Consider the following 15,671-nt stretch of genomic DNA (forward strand, 5'->3'; position numbering starts at 1 on the left):
GGATCAGGGCAAAAACGTGTTTGAGCGAAGCGAGTTGTTTTTGACCCCGCTTGGCTCGAGCACCGCAGGTTGCCCCGTAGCGAAGCGCAGGGGACCCAGACTGCGGGTCGCCTTTCTTTTGCTTACTTTTCTTTGGCGAAGCAAAGAAAAGTGAGTTGCCGCCGGGCAACCCCGGCCAGCAGGAGTCAGAGGGGAGCACCCCGCTGGGACAACCCCGGCTCCGGAACCTAAACAAACATCAAAACCCAAACCTACAAAGCATCTTCGACCCCTCAGGCCGGACGAAAAGGGCCGAGAGATTTCAACTCATGTTTCCCCAAAGAAAACGAAAGCGCATAGACGCCATGCGTCATGCCCGCAAGCGCCCCTGCGGCCGTGAGCCGCTGCGGCGACAGCTCGTCCGCCTGGGCGAGTTCCAAAACCTCCGTCTCGTAAGACGACAGCAAAACAATCCAGTCGGCGACGGCATCGCCGCCGCGGATTTTTTGCTCTTGTGTCATCGCTGCTTCCGGCGTTCTGGTTTGAAGCAAGTGTGCCCCGACGATGCCTCTGCTTTCTGCCAGGTGGGCCAGCCGGTTTTCCAGCCAGGCCTGCAAAGGCCCTGCCTGGCCGCCTGCGGGTGACAGGCGGATCGTCAGCATCGCCTTGCCCAGTCCGGCGCCAAAACTGCCCAGCAGCTGGCACTGGCTGCGCACCATGTTCAGGTGGTGCGGCATCATCTTCGACGACCATGGCGTCGGGTTGTTCAGGCTTTGCAGGTAGCCGGCCGAGGTGAGGGTTTCATACGATGCCAGCTCATACATCACAAAAAAACCGTTTCCTCCGTCAACGTGGGTCCAGCGTGAGCCGCGCAGAAAGCCGTCAATGCCCATGCGTTCGGGAAAGTGTTCGCGGGAGTGCCACTCCTGGAACTCCTCGCGTTGCGCGGGCAGGATGTCCCACCACATGGCGACCGCAGCATTGCCCAAAAGTGCCATCTCGTCGAACCTCCGCAGAACTTCAGTAGAGCCTCAGTAGAACCAGCTTGCCGGAACCGTGACCAGCTTGGGGAACACCACCATCAAAAACATCACCGCGAACTCGGCGATCATGAACGGGATGACACCCTTGGTGACGTCGTCCATGCTGATCTTGCCGACACCCGCCACCACGTTGAGCACCGTGCCCACCGGCGGCGTCACCAGCCCGATCGAGTTGTTGATGATGAACAGCACACCGAAGTAGACCGGGTCTATGCCCGCGGCCTTGACCACGGGCATCAGCACCGGCGTCAGGATCAGGATGGTGGGTGTCATGTCCATCGCCGTGCCCACCAGCATCACCAGCACCATGATCGCCGCCATCAGCAAAATGGGGCTGCCCATGAAGGGCTTGAGCAGGTCCACCACCATGCCCGGCAGGTTGGCGACGGTGATCAGCCAGGCGCTGACCATGGCCGCGGCGATCAAAAACATCACGATGGCGCTGGTCTTGGCCGAGGCGACGAACACGCCGTAGAGCTGCGAGAGCTTGAGCTCGCGGTAAATGACGGTGGAGACGAACAGCGCGTAGACGGCGGCCACCACGGCCGCCTCGGTTGGCGTGAACACCCCCATGCGCAGGCCGACCAGGATGATGACCGGCAGGATCAGCGCCCAGGTGGCGTCGCGAAAGGCCTTCATGATCTCGGCGCCGCTCTTGCGCGGCGGCGGCACGATGGCCTCGCGCCGCACCAGCCAGGCCCAGGTGATCCAGAGCGCGCCGCCTATCAGCAGGCCCGGCACCACGGCCGCGAAGAAGAGCTTGGAGATAGACACATTGGCCGCCACGCCGAAGATCACCAGCCCGATGCTGGGCGGGATCACCGGGCCGATCACGCCCACGGAGGCGATCAGGCCGCCGGCGCGCTTCTTGTCGTGCCCGGCCTTGACCATCATCGGCAGCAGCAAGGCGGTGAGCGCGGCCGCGTCGGCCACGGCCGAGCCCGACAGCGCCGACAGCAGGCAGCCCGCCATGATGGTCACGTAGCCCAGCCCTCCCTTGACGTGGCCGACCAGCGCCAGCGCCAGGTCGACAATGCGGCGCGACAGGCCGCCGACGTTCATGATCTCGCCGGCCAGCATGAAGAAGGGTACGGCCAGCAGCGGAAAGCTGTCGGCACCCCCGACCAGGTTCTGCGCCAGGATCTGCGCATCGAACAGCTGCAGGTGCCACATCAGGGCGACACCGCTGGCCAGCAGCGCAAACGCGATGGGAATGCCCAGGGCCATGGCGGCCAGCAGCGAGCCGATAAAAATGAAGATGGTCATGGCCGTGCTCCCGCGGTGTTGTCCGTCTGGCGCGCGTCGTCCAGCACCTGCTTGAGCTGCACCGCCTCTTCCGACTCCTGAACCATGACCAGTTCATCATCCGATAGCCGGCCGGTAACCACCTTCCACAAATCCAGCAGCAGCAGGCCGCAGGCCAGCACGCCGAACACCAGGCCCGAGAGGTAGACGATGGACATGCTCCAGCCGGTCGTCGGCGCCGTCACGTCCCAGTTGATCTTGACCTGCTCCCAACTGCCCATGGCCAGCAGCACCACGATGAAAATCATCAGCACATGGCCGACGATGAGGCAGATCTTCTTGCCGATGACCGGCAGTTGCCCCACCACCATGTCCATGCCCAGGTGGCCATGTTCACGCAGCGCCACCAGGGCGCCGAGGAAGGTGCCCCAGATAAAGAGCCAGCGCGACACTTCTTCGGACACCGTGATGCCCGAGTTGAAGCCGTAGCGCAGCACGACGTTGCCGAACACCAGCACGACCATGATGGCCAGGCCGAGCGCGATCAGGAACTCGATGCCCTTGCAGGCCTTGTCGACGAAGGTGTCCATGTCAGTTGTGCGCGATAACGGCCTGCGAAGGGGCCTGCGCTTCGCGCGCGATATCGGTCACGACCCTAAGGCCCTGCAGGTAGGAGCGCGGGCCGAAGCCCTGGATCGTTCCCTTCACGGCCGGCGAGATGATGGAGTGGTGGCGCCAGGGCTCGCGTGTCGCGAGGTTGGACATGTGCACCTCGACCACCGGGAAAGGCATGGCCTTGATCGCGTCATGCAGCGGCACGCCATGCTGCGTGAGCCCGGCGGGGTTGACCAGCGCGCCCTGCGCCGTGTCGATGTGCTGGTGCAGGAAATCAATCAGCGCCCCTTCATGGTTCGACTGAATGGTCTCCAGCGTCACGCCCAGCTCACCGGCCAGTGTTGCCAGCATGGCGTCGATCTGCGCGAGCGTCGTCGTGCCGTAGATGTGGGGTTCGCGGCGGCCGAACAGGTTCAGGTTCGGCCCGTGGAGGACAAGTATTTTCATGGGGCTCAGGGCTTTCAGAACTTCACCATCAGAACTTCGACACCCGTTCCAGTTCGGACTTGAAGAGCGTCACGACGGCCGGGTCATAGGCGGCGGAGAACTTGTCGTAGACGGGACGCACGTCGGCGCGCATCTTGGCCAGCTCGGCGGGCGGAAGGTCGTTGTAGACCATGCCCTTGGCCGTCAGCTCGCCCAGGGCCTTGGCCGAGACTTCACGGCTGACCACGCGCTGCCAGTTTTGGGCTTCGATGGCGGCGTCCTGCAGGATCTTGTGCTCCGTCGGCGAGAGCTTGTCCCAGAAGCGCTTGCTGATCTGGATAGGGTTGGTCGCGTAGACGTGGTTGGTGCCGCTCACGTACTTCTGCACCTCGTAGAACTTGCTCGAGGCGATCACCGCGAAGGGGTTTTCCTGGCCGTCCACGGCCTTGCTCTCGAGCGCGCCGTACAGCTCGGCAAAGGGCATAGGCACCGGGTTGGCCTTGAAGGTCTTGAAGGTTTCCAGGAACACCGGGTTCGGGATCACGCGCAGTTTCAGGCCCTCCAGGTCGGCGCCCTTCATGATGGGACGCTTGCTGTTGGTGACGTTGCGAAAGCCCAGGTCGAAGAAGCCCAGCACGATCACGCCTTTTTCAGGCAGTTTGGCGGTCAGCATCTTGCCCAGCGGGCCGTCGACCAGCGCGTCGGCCTGTTTCGCATTGGCAAACAGGAAGGGGAAGTCGAGCAGGCCGAATTCCTTGACGATGCCGTTCAGCGACGTCGTCGAGGCCACCAGCATTTCCTGCACGCCGCCCTGCAGCGCCGACTGCTGCTGCAGCTCGTTGCCGAGCTGCGAGGCCGCGAATTCCTGCACCTTGATCTTGCCGCCGCTCTTGGCGGCGACGATCTCGGCGAACTTGCGCACGCCCAGGCTGGTCGGGTGGTCGGGGTTGTTCAGGTGGCCGAACTTGATGGTGCGTTCCTGGATGTCCTGGGCCAGGGCGGGCATGGCCGCGGCCATCAGGGCGGCAACAAGGGTGAGTGTTCTGCGGCGAACGTGCATGGTGAGGTCCTTTTGGGGTGGTGCCTGGGGGCTGCTGTCAGGGGGACTGGCGATGTCGCTGGTGTCCGTTGCCGCAGCACAGGCTGCAGGCCGAAGGCATCATATTCGTGAAATGGAAAGTCTTTCCATTATGGAAAACCATTACCATTATTGATTTGCGACCCGCTTCAGGCCATGGCCCAATGGACCAAACCCACATATATATAGAGGGCCCAGGCCAATCCCCCAGGAAGCGCCCGGCCCGGCGCACCGCAGAGCCCAAACACCGTCAAGCCAAAGAGTCCCACACCATGAGCAACCTGCTGGAAAGAAGCTTTAACACCCTGGAGCAACTCGCCGCCCACCCTGAGGGCATGACCGTCTCCACCATCGCGGCCACCTTGAACATGCCTCTGAGCGCCACGCACCGCCTGCTGGCCGAGCTGTGCCGCTGCGGTTATGCGCGCCAGGTGCGCGAGCAGGGTGAGTACGTGCTCACCATGAAGCTGGTCTCACTCGGTTTGGGTTTCTTGAGCGCCTCGGGCGTGGTCGACGTGGCGCAGCCCCTGCTGGACCACCTGGCCGAAGAATCCGGCGAACTGGTGCGCCTGGCCGTGGTCGACGGCGACGAACTCACCTTCGTCGCCAAAGCCCAGGGCGCCCGCCGCGGCCTGCGCTACGACCCCGACATGGGCCTGTCGGTGCGCCTGTCCTGCAGCGCAGCCGGCCACGCCTGGCTATCCACCATGAGCGATGAGGAAGCTTTAAGCCTGGTCGCCAAACAAGGCTTCGGCCAACCCAAAGACTTCGGCCCCAAGGCCCCCACCACCGTCAAGGCGCTGCTGACCTATATCCAGACCGCGCGCAAACGCGGCTTCAGCATGATCAACGAAGTGTTCGCCCCCTCCATGACGGCCATGGCCGCGCCGGTGCTGTCACCCACGGGCGCCATTGGTGTGGTCACGATTGCGGGGCCGCTGGTGCGGTTGACCGAGGCGCGTATGGAGGAGCTGGCTGAAGCCTTGAAGGCGACGGCTGATGAGATTCGGGCGGCTAGTGGGGCTTCGGGGATGTTTAAGAGGAGGGCGTAGGGCAGCTACTTTGGCCGTTCGAAAACAGTGCTTACGAAGAAACTGCGTTAGGCAATCACTTTCGGACACTTATGCCCTGCGTGGCAGAAGTGGTCGGTTTGATGTTCTCCTTAATACAAATTCCGAGCCTCTTCGCCGCAGGCCTATATTTCTTAGGCAGTTGGTTCTCGAGGACAAGAAACACAGTGACCGTAGGTGTTTGAGCGGGATGATCAACCATTGCTTGTGCCTCGAGAACGGCCCTATATTTCACGACTTGGTACAGGCCGCGTTCGTAGTCCCTTTCAAGACCATCGGACACAGACGATTTCACCTCGACCCCGATCCAATGATCTTCAGACTTGAAGAACACATCGATTTCGTCACCTGATCGAAGTGCGTACTCATCCGTGGCTCGAAACGTGTAGTCGGCACCTACAAGTGCTGGATTGGCCTTCACGAAAAGCTTGAGTGCTTTGTGTTCTGCGGATTCACCGCCCGCCCAACCTCCATTTTTGGTGCCGAAGGGGGCCTCTTTCGTGCTCGGTAGTTCAATCTGCGGAAGACCTAAGTGCATCAATACATCGTTCCAGTGGCGTCCAAATTCCAGGATTCGAACGTACTCAGCAGTTACTTTGGCCTCCTTTTCTAACCGTGTGTATTGGTCGTAATCTGGCCATCGATGCCGAATGCCAGCATCAGGAAGTCCTATTTCAGTACCCGTAGATAAAACAACAATTGTGGTCAAGTAAGGGATAGTCTCTGGAATCTGCGCCTGAACGGATTCAAGCATTGTCGTAACCCTGCCCAAGACGTGACCTAACCCCCGTGCCCAGTAACTACCATGCCTGTTGCGCCGGCCTAGCCGTCCAGCGAGTTCTAGGTAGGTTAGAGGTTGAAGAATGTCGTCCTTTTGGGCTAAGACATGGCCAATGAGAATCCTCACCGCCTTAAGGGCATTTCTCTCCGTGGCGGATGCGTCTTCCGGAATGTGCAGCGATGTTTCGCTCTCGCCGCCATTTTCGCGTTCAGCTTCTATGGGCAAGTTGATGCCTACTAGTTCAAACAGATAACTAGCGGACGTTTCGTCTGAGCGCTTGTGATTCACTTGCTGTTCAAAAGCTAAATCTACCTTCAGCCGCTCAAGCATTTCCTGGCTGCTGAAATCAAAAACACGTCTAAGCTCGTGAGCGCGGTCTAGATAAAAATGAGAAACGCGCCTTTCATTTTTCAGTAAAGCCGTGGCATTAGGCTCGGCCTCGAATCCAATCACACGAAGCTTTTTATCTGTAGCTATTTTTAGGTTTTCGTCTGCTTCTTGTCCATGTTTGATGGCTGGTCCTCTCCACGCCTTCTTTCGACCGCCAATCCGTACAAATCTTCGATCACGTTCCTCTACGGGATCGAATATCCGGACGATCTGATCACTCCATAGAGTGCATACAAGGACATCCTCGCGGTCGAATGCATTCCAAGGGGTATCGAGTTGAGCGAAGCCTGAGCCTCTCCGATGAGTGTCAATGCCGCAGCTTTCCAGCCAGAAGCTGCGAATATTCTTCTCAATTCGTTCTGTAGCCAAAAGATCCACCTTTATGCACCCAAAGCTCAGGTCCCAATCCACGGGAACTCGTTTGGGAATGGATTTTGATCTCTATCCGTTAAACGATATTCATCGAATGCCCTATTGCCAGCCGTCGATAAAGCCGGGCGAGGTTGGCATCAGGTTTGCGTGAAGCTGTATAGAGCCGGCTATCGATGCGATGCAAAGGGCTTTTCCGTAGTGCCAATAGCGACGATTGCTCAATAATGGCTTGACTCTACTCAAAATAAAGCAGGGAGGGCGGCGTCAATGAGCGATTTCGATACAAGTTTTGGCAGACTGTACCCGCAAGGACGTGTGCTTCAAGATGAGGTTGTACTTGCGCAAGCCTGGAAAAAGACACATACATTTATTCGACGTCACAACTGGTACGCGGACACTTTAGAGTTGGATACCTCTGCTGTATGCCTACCTAGCGCACTTGCTGAATGGTCGACATCGATTTCAAGTGGAAAGTTCAAGACTGAGCCTGCGTGGTTGGTTCCCGCGCCAAAGAACGGTATGTGGACTTTCAACTCCAAAAGCGATGGAGGTTGGGGGCCTGCCGTGAGAGACGAACAAGAAAATCTGGTAATGCGGCCATTGGCGCACATAGGAATTCGGGAGCAAACAGTTGCGACGGCGGTGATGATGTGTCTAGCCGATTGTATTGAATCTGCTCAAGGTGATACCTCGCTCGAGCCCCTGCAAGCTGCATCGAGTGGTGTTTACAGCTATGGAAATCGGCTCTATTGCAATTGGTCAAGTGACCACTTGATAGCAAGTTTTCCATGGGGAAATTCGAATACCTACAGCCGATATTTTCAGGATTACCAGAGATTTGTCCAAAGACCGGTAGCCTTAGCCGCCCAAGCGAAGGCACTGGAGGCTAAGGGCGTTTTCATAGTAAGCCTCGACCTGAGCGCATTCTTTGACAACGTCAACATCGAATTGTTAATCAATCGACTTCAAGACGAATACGATGATTTTTCCACCGCCAATAAGGAGCGTAAACAATCCAACAATGCCTTCTGGGAGAGCGCTCGCAACGCTTTACGCTTCCGGTGGCGCGATGATGATGAAGACTTGGCTAGCTTGCTTAGGGACAGTAAGCTGCCCTCGGGGCTGCCACAAGGCCTGGTTTCAAGCGGATTTTTTGCGAATGCGTACTTATTGAAGTTTGACCGTGCTGTTGGTCGTGCGATAGGCAAGCAGATAGAGGGGCAGACCTTCATCGTGCATGACTACTGTAGGTATGTGGATGACCTGCGCCTCGTGATTTCAACTGGAACGGAGCAAGCCGTTGATGAAGTGGAGCTCGCGCAAAAAATTTCCGATTGGATACAGCGCCTTCTTAAGAGGAATACGACCTTGGTGCACGCTCCCGAGGTTTATCTGAAGCTCAATTCGGAAAAGACCCAGTTGGAGCAACTCAGCGAGGTGGGAGGGGACTCACGAACTGCCTTACGAATGAAGACTCTCCAGCGGCAGTTGAGCGGCCCGTTCGACATGGACGCGCTAAGACATGTTGAAGCCGGGCTGAATGGGTTGTTGTCATTGGCAGAGCTTGGACTCATAGACGAGACGGCCTCTCGTGAAACTGAAAGCGAGCTTCGTCTTGCCTCTGTAGCAAAGACGAAGCTCGAGGTGCGGGACGACACTCTCACTCGCTTCTCGGCTTATCGCTTGACGCGTTCTCTACGCATGCGTCGAAGCATGACCGACCTTGCGGAATTGGGTGAGGAAAGCTCCGCCAAAGAGAGCCTGTTACATGATTTTCAAGCTGCGGCAAGGCGCCTAGTTGCGGCATGGGCAGTCAATCCTTCGCTTGTCCAAGTGTTGAGGTATGCGCTCGACCTGTTTCCTAGCACAGAGTTGCTGGAGCCGGTGTCGCAGGCGCTCCTAGCAAAAGTGCGCGCGTCAAATCCCGCGAAAGAATATGAGAGGCGAGTCGCGTACTACGTTCTTGCTGACATGTTCAAAGCTGGCGCAACTGAGACAGGGCGCACTGCCGACGACGACCCTGGCTTTACCGTCTCCGACGTGGGGGCGTATAGGGAGGGGCTGGCGGCCCTTGCTTATGAGGTTTTGGAGCTGCCAGATGTTCCTTGGTATGTGCGACAGCAGGCCAGTCTGCTGATTTCCACGTTGGGGAAACATCCCCCTGTTGGTGGTTCGGGCCAAGAACTTCGATTACATGGAGCACTGGAAGCCTTTGTTAAGGCGAAACGTTGTGACCTTGGTGTCAGTGTCGATGAAGAGCTGGCGGTCTCTCTCGTTGGTTATCTGCTTCTGGGTGACGCCGCCCACTACAGGACATGGTTCGAGCGTTTCGGCTCGAGTCTTGGAAGATCCGAAATAGTTAAGGCATGGATTGTTATTGCAGAGAACGACCCCGAGTTGTTCTCATCACTTATAAGCTCCAAGGGAAAACAAATTGAAAACCTCATCGCTATAGCACCGCGATATCTCAGTAGGTACTGGATGGCTCGCTCTAGTGAGGTTAATACGCTCCCAACGGATCGTTGGATACCGTTGATAGCAGTCATAAGTAGACGCATGTCGCATTTCTCTCAGGAAAATGGTCTTCTTAAGTTGGCTGCGAAGCTTGCCGACGCTTCAACCTTCTCTAGTTTGACTCCGGAATTGTTTAATCCATTGAATATAGAAATTAGAAGTAACAGCTGGGAGCGCTTGAATGACCCGCGCTTTGACGACTTCGAAGTTAGACCAAGCCCTAGCTCACGAGTGCGTGATAGGGTTTACGAAACCCCGTCATGGTGTCGAGGTGAAAGTGCTTGGCTGTACGCGATCGGCCGGCTCTTGAGGGCGGCCGCAACTGGAGAACCAGACTTCACCGCTCGTCAGTGGTTGTTTAAGGAGGACACCGGATGGTATGTGGGGCTGCGCAGCACGTGGCATAAGAGGCGCATAGGAATGTCGAATACAGCCGAGGCCCTTCGGGGCACGAGCGCGGCAATAACACCGTGGTTTTCCGAGCTGCTACTAGCGCTGCTCCGCTGGCCAGGGGTCACGAACAGCGATAGCTCAACTGCAGCTGGTGTAAAGACAAGGCGCGATCTAGTTAAGCACGTGCAGATACGGGAGGAATTGCAAAAGCAGATTTTTGGCAAGAGCAGCAACCTACCTATTTACAGATATCCAATTGAGTGGCCTATAAATCGTGAGAGAGGTCTCAGAGTAGCTATGGTGCAAGGCCTTATGCCGCAGCACCGCGACTTTAATCCTTCGGTCGGACTTGCTGGCTTTGATGTGGCAGGGTATCGGGAAAGGCACCGCAACCACACTGCTGCGCTACTTCATCTTGCCAGCAAGCATCTGTCGGTGCGCGACTACGTTTTGGGTCGTTCTCTAAAGCCGCAATTCGATTTGGTTGTGTTCCCGGAGCTGACTATTCATGTTGGGGACCAGGATCTTATGCGCGCTTTCTCTGATGCAACGGGTGCAATGCTCTTTTATGGATTGGTTGGAGCTAAAGACCCGATCTCTAAGAAATATGTGAACGCCGCGCGATGGCTGGTACCTCAGCGACGGTCGGGACGCAGGTCTTGGGTAGAGGTAGATCAAGGTAAGTATTACCTCACTCCTGAGGAGTCAGAACTTGGCATAAGCTCCTGGAGACCGTATCAGGTGGTCATTGAATTACATGCGGAGGATGATCCAACTAGGCTCCCATATCGTTTGACTGGTTCGATATGTTATGACGCAACCGATTTGGCTTTAGCTGCAGATCTCCGAAACGAGAGTCACATGTATGTTGTGACAGCTATGAACAAGGACGTAAAAACTTTCGACGGAATGGTTGCAGCTTTGCGCTACCACATGTACCAGCACGTTCTCATTGCAAATATAGGAGAGTATGGCGGCTCGACGGCGCAGGCTCCATACGATAAGGAGCATCGCCGCTTGATCTCGCACACACACGGTTCCGAGCAACTCGCCATATCGGTTTTCGACATCGGGATCGACGATTTTGGTCCGAAATTGTTGGCGGCGGCTCCCGGCGTCAAGGTTGCTATGGAGGTCACGGAGCGCGTTGGTAAGGCGCCTCCTGCCGGCTTAAATCGCCAATGAGTTGGCGAATCATGAGCTTATTTGGATAAAGGGGAAATTAAATGCAGATGGTTTCTCGCCACTGCGGAGTGCTGAATTGCGCTAAAAACCGGACTGTGGAAAAGTGATGAACTGATGTCGAGAATGAGGTTAAATTCCTCGACCCGCCACCCCCACAAACGGCACAGCCCCCTCCACCGTCTCCCAAATAAACCGCCCCGAGGGGCTGTTCTGTTCCTCGACGATATGCGCCACCAGCCCGGCCGCGCGTGAAATGACGGCAAAGCCGCGCATCACGGCGGTGGGTACGCCAATTTCCCCGAGCAGCGCCGCGACGGCGCCGGTGGCGTTGATGGTGATGGGCCGGCCTGCCACTTCATCGACGGCGGCTGAGAGTTGTTCGAGTGCGCGTAGTTTGTTGCCGGCCAGTTCGGGTTCGGCGCGGGCCAAATCGAGCAGCTTGTAGGCGCGGGGGTCTACCGGTTTGTGTAAATGGTGGCCGAAGCCGGGGATGGGGCTTTTTTGATTTTTGTAATGCTGGGCGATGGTGAGCGCTTCGGCTTCGGGGTCGGCTGCTGCGGCGATACGGTCCAGCAGGCCTGAGCAGTTTTCCATGGTGCCCACAAAGGAGCTGCCCACGGCCAGCAGGCCGGCGGCGACTGCCCCTTGCAGGTTTTCGGGGGCGCTCATATAGACCAGGCGGGTCGAGATGGCGCTGGGTGTGAGGCCGTGTTCCATCAACACAATCAATACTGCGTCGGTGATGCGCAGGTCCACGCCGCGGGGTGTGCGGTTCAGGATTTGCATGAGCATCACTTCGGTAAAAGTCTTTTTGCCCATCAGGTCTTGCACCAGGTCGGCATTGCGGTAGTGCAGGCTGGTAAGGGTGTGGGTGCACAGGCTGGTAACGGGTTTGGCCTGGGGTTTGGTGCTGCTCATGGGAAGAGGTCTTTCATCATCAAGAAGAAGTTGCGGCATCGGCGGCGGCCTCAAGGGCTTGCGCACGCACCGCGCTTTTAAGCACCTTGCCGACCGGCGAGCGCGGCAGGCTGTCGTGGAAGTGGATGATCTTGGGTGTCTGCACCGGGCCCAGGCGTTCGCGCACAAAGCCAATCAGTTCGGCCTGGGTGGCCTGCCAGCCGGGCCGCAGCTGCACCGCCGCCTGCACGGCTTCGCCCCATTTGTCGTCTGGGATGCCGAAGACCGCGCATTCATGCACGGCCGGGTGCTGGCCCAAGGCGTTCTCCACGTCGACCGGGTAGACATTAAAGCCGCCGGTGATAACCAGGTCTTTGAGCCTGTCCTTGAGGTAAAGGTAGCCGCGCTCGTCGATGAGGCCGCGGTCGCCGGTGTGCAGCCAGCCTTCAACAATGGTTTCGGCCGTCATGCCGGGCAGGCGCCAGTAGCCCGACATCAGCAAGTCGCCGCGCGCCACGACTTCGCCAACCTCGCCCGGCGGCAGCAGCTGGCCACCCGCCATGATGGCCACGTCGCTGAACCAGGTGGCGCGGCCCACGGCGGCCCAGTTGCGTTCGTCCTCAAAATCCTCGGGCCGCATCACCGTCAAAATCTGCGGCGCTTCGGTCTGGCCGTAGGTGGTGCCCAGCACCGGGCCGAAGAAGCGGCGCACCTCGCGGATTTTTTCGGGGGGCATGGGGGCGCCGCCGTAGATCAGGCGGCGCAGCTTCGGGAAGTCGGCGCGCGAGGCGCCGGGCAGGGCCATCAGCATGTAGACCAGCGTGGGCGGCATAAAACTCACGGTGCCGCCCTTGTGCTGGAAGGCCGCGCGTACGGCCTCGGCGCCCGCGCCGGCCAGCAGCACATGGCAGCCGCCCTGGGCCAGTATGGGCAGCAAGTAGGTCGAGGTGCCGTGGGTGATGGGCGCGGCCACCACATAACGTTCGTTCTCGTCAAAGCCCCAGGCATGGATCTGGTTAGTTATGTTGGCCATCCAGGCGCGGTAGGTCTGCATCACGCCCTTGGGCAGGCCCGTGGTGCCGCCGGTGAACTTGATGGCCTGCGTCGCCTCGGGCGGCAGCGTGAAGCTGGGGCGCGCCGCGCCCGCGTGCCGCGCGCTGAGGGCCGCCATGCTGGGCGCGCCGTCATTGCCGGCCACGCCGCAGTAAATACGCCGGCCCGGCGCGCCCGCCAGCAGGGGCGCGCAGTCGGCGTCCAGGATCAGGATGCTGGGCTCGGTCGCGTCAATGATGCGGCGGATTTCAGGGGCTGTGCTTTTGGGGTTCAGCGGCACCCAGGTCTTGCCGCATGCCAGCACGGCCAGCAGCGCGGCAATGTGTTCGCTGCTGTTGCCGGCGCAGATCGCGACGCGGCTTTGCGGTTCGGGGTCTATCTCCATCAGCGCGGCCGCGAAGGCGGAGACCCAGGCGGCCAGCGCGTCGTAGCGCAGCGTGCCTTCGGGCGCGTCAATCGCGATGTGCTCGGGCCAGCGCTGGGCGGCGCGCCAGAAAAAATCAATCGGGTTCATGCGGCGGTTCTTTCTTTTCCTCGGTTTTATTCAGCACGCGCGCCGGACTGCTTGACCACCTCGCGCCAGCGTTTGGCTTCCGAGAGCGTCCAGCTGCGCATCTGCGCGGGCGTGCCGGGCTCGGGCGTGGCCGCGAGGTTGAGCAGGCGCTGGCGCACCTCGGGCAGGGCCAGCAGCTTGACGAGCTCGCTGTTCACGCGCTGCACCACGGCCTGCGGCGTGCCGGCAGGCCCGGCGATGCCGAACCAGGACTGCACGTCAAAACCCGGAAAGCCCGACTCGGCCACGGTGGGCACATCGGGCAGCAGCGGCGAGCGCTGGGCACTGGTGATGGCGACCGCATGCAGCTTGCCGCCGCGCACATGCGGCAGGACCGAGGGCGCGTTGTCAAACATGGACTGCACCTGGCCGCCCAGCAGGTCGGTCACGGCCGGCGCGCTGCCGCGGTAGGGCACATGCAGCATGGGCGCCTTGGCCGCGATCTTGAAGAGCTCGCCCGAGAGGTGGATCGACGAGCCGCTGCCGGACGAGGCAAAGGTGATGCCGTTGGGCGAAGTTTTGGCGAAGTTCACGTACTCGGCCAGGGTCTTGACGGGCAGCTGCGGGTTCACCACCAGGATGTTGGGCACCTTGGCGATCAGGCCCATGGGCTCGAAGTCTTTGAGCGGGTCGTAGCCCAGCTTGTCGTAGAGCGAGGCATTGATGGTGTTGGCAATGGTGTAGACATACAGCGTGTAGCCGTCGGCCGGCGCACGCGCGACGATCTCGGCGCCCACATTGCTGTTGGCGCCCGCGCGGTTGTCCACCAGCACCGGCTGGCCCAGCTGCTTGCCAAGCTCAACCGCGACAATGCGCGCGATCACATCGGTCGCACCGCCGGCCGCATAACCGACGACCAGCTTGATGGGTTTGGTGGGCCAAGCGGTGGTGGTTTGGGCCTTGGCGGGCAGGGTGGTGGTGGCGAGGGCTGTGAACAGCGCGGCAAGGGCCGCCCGTCGCGATGGGGTTTTGAACAAACTCATATAGCAGTGTCTCCTGTTGTCTCTGTTGTCGGTATGCGGTGCATGTGCCGGCCCCGGTGGCGGTAGCGGCGACAGGGGCAAATTCTTGACCAGGCCCAGCCGGGCCACAAATTCAAACGTCCGGCCAGCGGACGTTTTATAGTCGGATGCCATGGCCCCGCGTTCTTCCGCTTCCAAACCCCCGGTACCCCTTATCGAATCAGATGAAGGCGGCAGCCGCACCCTGAGGCGCGGCCTGCAGCTGCTGGACGCCGTGCTGCAAAGCGGCCGCGAAGGTTTGCGTGTGGTCGACCTGTGCCGCACAGCCGGCCTGGAACGCGCCACGGTGTACCGCCTGCTGGCCACGCTGCTGGAGGCGGGTTATGTCGCACCACGCGGCCGCTTTCGTTACGTTGCCGGGCCACGCCTGGCCCAGCTGCAAACCCCGCCGCCCTCACCCTCGGACTTCGCGGCCCGTTTGCAGCCCGTGCTGGCCCGCGTGAGCAAGGCGTGTGGCGACGCGGCCTTTGCCATCGTGCGCGAGGGCCCGGCCTCCCACTGCATCGCACGCCAGGTGGGGACCCACCCGGTGCAGATGCTGGTCATCCAGGTCGGGACGCGCCAGCCCCTGGGCGTGGGGGCCGCCGGCCTGGCTTTGCTGGCGGCCCTGCCTGAAGAAGATGCGGCGGCTGTCATTGCCGCCAACGCGCCCAGCCTGGCGCGTTATGGCGGCATGACGCCGGAGCGGATGGAGATTCTTGTCCGTGCCACGCGCGAGAGGGGGTGGGCTGTGATTGGCAACCACGCTACTGAAGGCGTGTTGGCCGTTGGCATGGCCGTGGCTGGTAGGGATGGTTTGCCTGCTGCTGCTATCAGTGTGGCTTCTACTATGGAGAGGATGCCTCGGGCGAGGCAGCAGTTGATTGTTCGGTGGATGAAAGAGGCTTTGGTAGCGGTGTTGCCGGACGGGTTGTAGCGCTGCCGGGTCTTGCTCCGGCTGGGCGCGCTCTTCCTCCTCCTTCCTCTTCTTGGTTCAGCTGGCCGGGACTCGCCCCGGCGGGCGACTTACTTTCTTTTGCTTCGCCAAAAGAACGTAAGCAAAGAAAAGGCGACCC

The 15,671-nt window shown here is 59.7% G+C and carries 12 protein-coding genes; 3 read left to right on the top strand and 9 right to left on the bottom strand.

Annotated elements, in window-relative coordinates:
* Nucleotides 1-272 precede the first annotated feature (272 nt).
* From ACEN8I_RS23570 to ACEN8I_RS23590, 5 genes are read right to left on the bottom strand one after another with little or no spacing between them, the layout of a single operon-like run.
* Nucleotides 273-977: a hypothetical protein gene (locus tag ACEN8I_RS23570; protein WP_413331072.1), complete on the bottom strand. Its 705-nt coding sequence runs from the start codon at nt 975-977 to the stop codon at nt 273-275.
* A 33-nt stretch (nt 978-1,010) separates the two neighbouring features.
* Nucleotides 1,011-2,288, bottom strand: coding sequence for a TRAP transporter large permease subunit (locus ACEN8I_RS23575; protein ID WP_413331073.1), 1,278 nt, complete (start codon nt 2,286-2,288; stop codon nt 1,011-1,013).
* The gene (locus tag ACEN8I_RS23580) at nt 2,285-2,857 is read right to left on the bottom strand and encodes a TRAP transporter small permease (RefSeq protein ID WP_413331074.1); all 573 of its coding nucleotides are present in this window, start codon (nt 2,855-2,857) and stop codon (nt 2,285-2,287) included. The genes ACEN8I_RS23575 and ACEN8I_RS23580 overlap by 4 nt, the downstream gene beginning before the upstream one ends.
* A 1-nt stretch (nt 2,858) precedes the next feature.
* Complete coding sequence (locus ACEN8I_RS23585) at nt 2,859-3,329, bottom strand: type II 3-dehydroquinate dehydratase (RefSeq protein ID WP_413331076.1); 471 nt, start codon at nt 3,327-3,329, stop codon at nt 2,859-2,861.
* Nucleotides 3,330-3,357: 28 nt separating this feature from the next.
* Nucleotides 3,358-4,368, bottom strand: a complete 1,011-nt coding sequence (locus tag ACEN8I_RS23590; protein ID WP_413331077.1) for a TRAP transporter substrate-binding protein — start codon at nt 4,366-4,368, stop codon at nt 3,358-3,360.
* 290 nt (nt 4,369-4,658) lie between these two features.
* On the opposite strand from ACEN8I_RS23590, the gene ACEN8I_RS23595 reads away from it, so the two are divergent.
* Nucleotides 4,659-5,438 (top strand): IclR family transcriptional regulator, encoded by a 780-nt coding sequence (locus ACEN8I_RS23595; protein WP_413331078.1) that lies wholly within the window; start codon nt 4,659-4,661, stop codon nt 5,436-5,438.
* A 55-nt stretch (nt 5,439-5,493) separates the two neighbouring features.
* On the opposite strand, the gene ACEN8I_RS23600 is transcribed toward ACEN8I_RS23595, so the two are convergent.
* Nucleotides 5,494-7,038: a hypothetical protein gene (locus ACEN8I_RS23600; protein ID WP_413331079.1), complete on the bottom strand. Its 1,545-nt coding sequence runs from the start codon at nt 7,036-7,038 to the stop codon at nt 5,494-5,496.
* 228 nt (nt 7,039-7,266) lie between these two features.
* On the opposite strand from ACEN8I_RS23600, the gene ACEN8I_RS23605 reads away from it, so the two are divergent.
* Entirely contained in the window at nt 7,267-11,091 is a 3,825-nt protein-coding gene (locus ACEN8I_RS23605; RefSeq protein ID WP_413331080.1) for a reverse transcriptase domain-containing protein, read from the top strand.
* Nucleotides 11,092-11,220: 129 nt separating this feature from the next.
* Here ACEN8I_RS23605 and ACEN8I_RS23610 read toward each other — a convergent pair whose 3' ends face one another.
* From ACEN8I_RS23610 to ACEN8I_RS23620, 3 genes are read right to left on the bottom strand one after another with little or no spacing between them, the layout of a single operon-like run.
* Nucleotides 11,221-12,009: a citryl-CoA lyase gene (locus ACEN8I_RS23610; protein ID WP_413331081.1), complete on the bottom strand. Its 789-nt coding sequence runs from the start codon at nt 12,007-12,009 to the stop codon at nt 11,221-11,223.
* Between the two features lie 19 nt (nt 12,010-12,028).
* Nucleotides 12,029-13,555 carry a class I adenylate-forming enzyme family protein gene (locus ACEN8I_RS23615; protein WP_413331082.1) on the bottom strand — a complete coding sequence of 509 codons (1,527 nt, stop codon included), beginning with the start codon at nt 13,553-13,555 and terminating at the stop codon, nt 12,029-12,031.
* A gap of 26 nt (nt 13,556-13,581) precedes the next feature.
* Nucleotides 13,582-14,577, bottom strand: coding sequence for a tripartite tricarboxylate transporter substrate binding protein (locus ACEN8I_RS23620; protein ID WP_413331083.1), 996 nt, complete (start codon nt 14,575-14,577; stop codon nt 13,582-13,584).
* 151 nt (nt 14,578-14,728) lie between these two features.
* Here ACEN8I_RS23620 and ACEN8I_RS23625 point away from each other — a divergent pair, with 151 nt between their 5' ends.
* Nucleotides 14,729-15,532, top strand: coding sequence for an IclR family transcriptional regulator (locus ACEN8I_RS23625; protein WP_413331084.1), 804 nt, complete (start codon nt 14,729-14,731; stop codon nt 15,530-15,532).
* The last annotated feature ends 139 nt before the right edge of the window (nt 15,533-15,671 follow it).

The sequence above is a fragment of the Polaromonas sp. CT11-55 genome (genome assembly GCF_047303325.1).
In the GTDB taxonomy this organism is placed as follows: Bacteria; Pseudomonadota; Gammaproteobacteria; order Burkholderiales; family Burkholderiaceae_C; genus Polaromonas.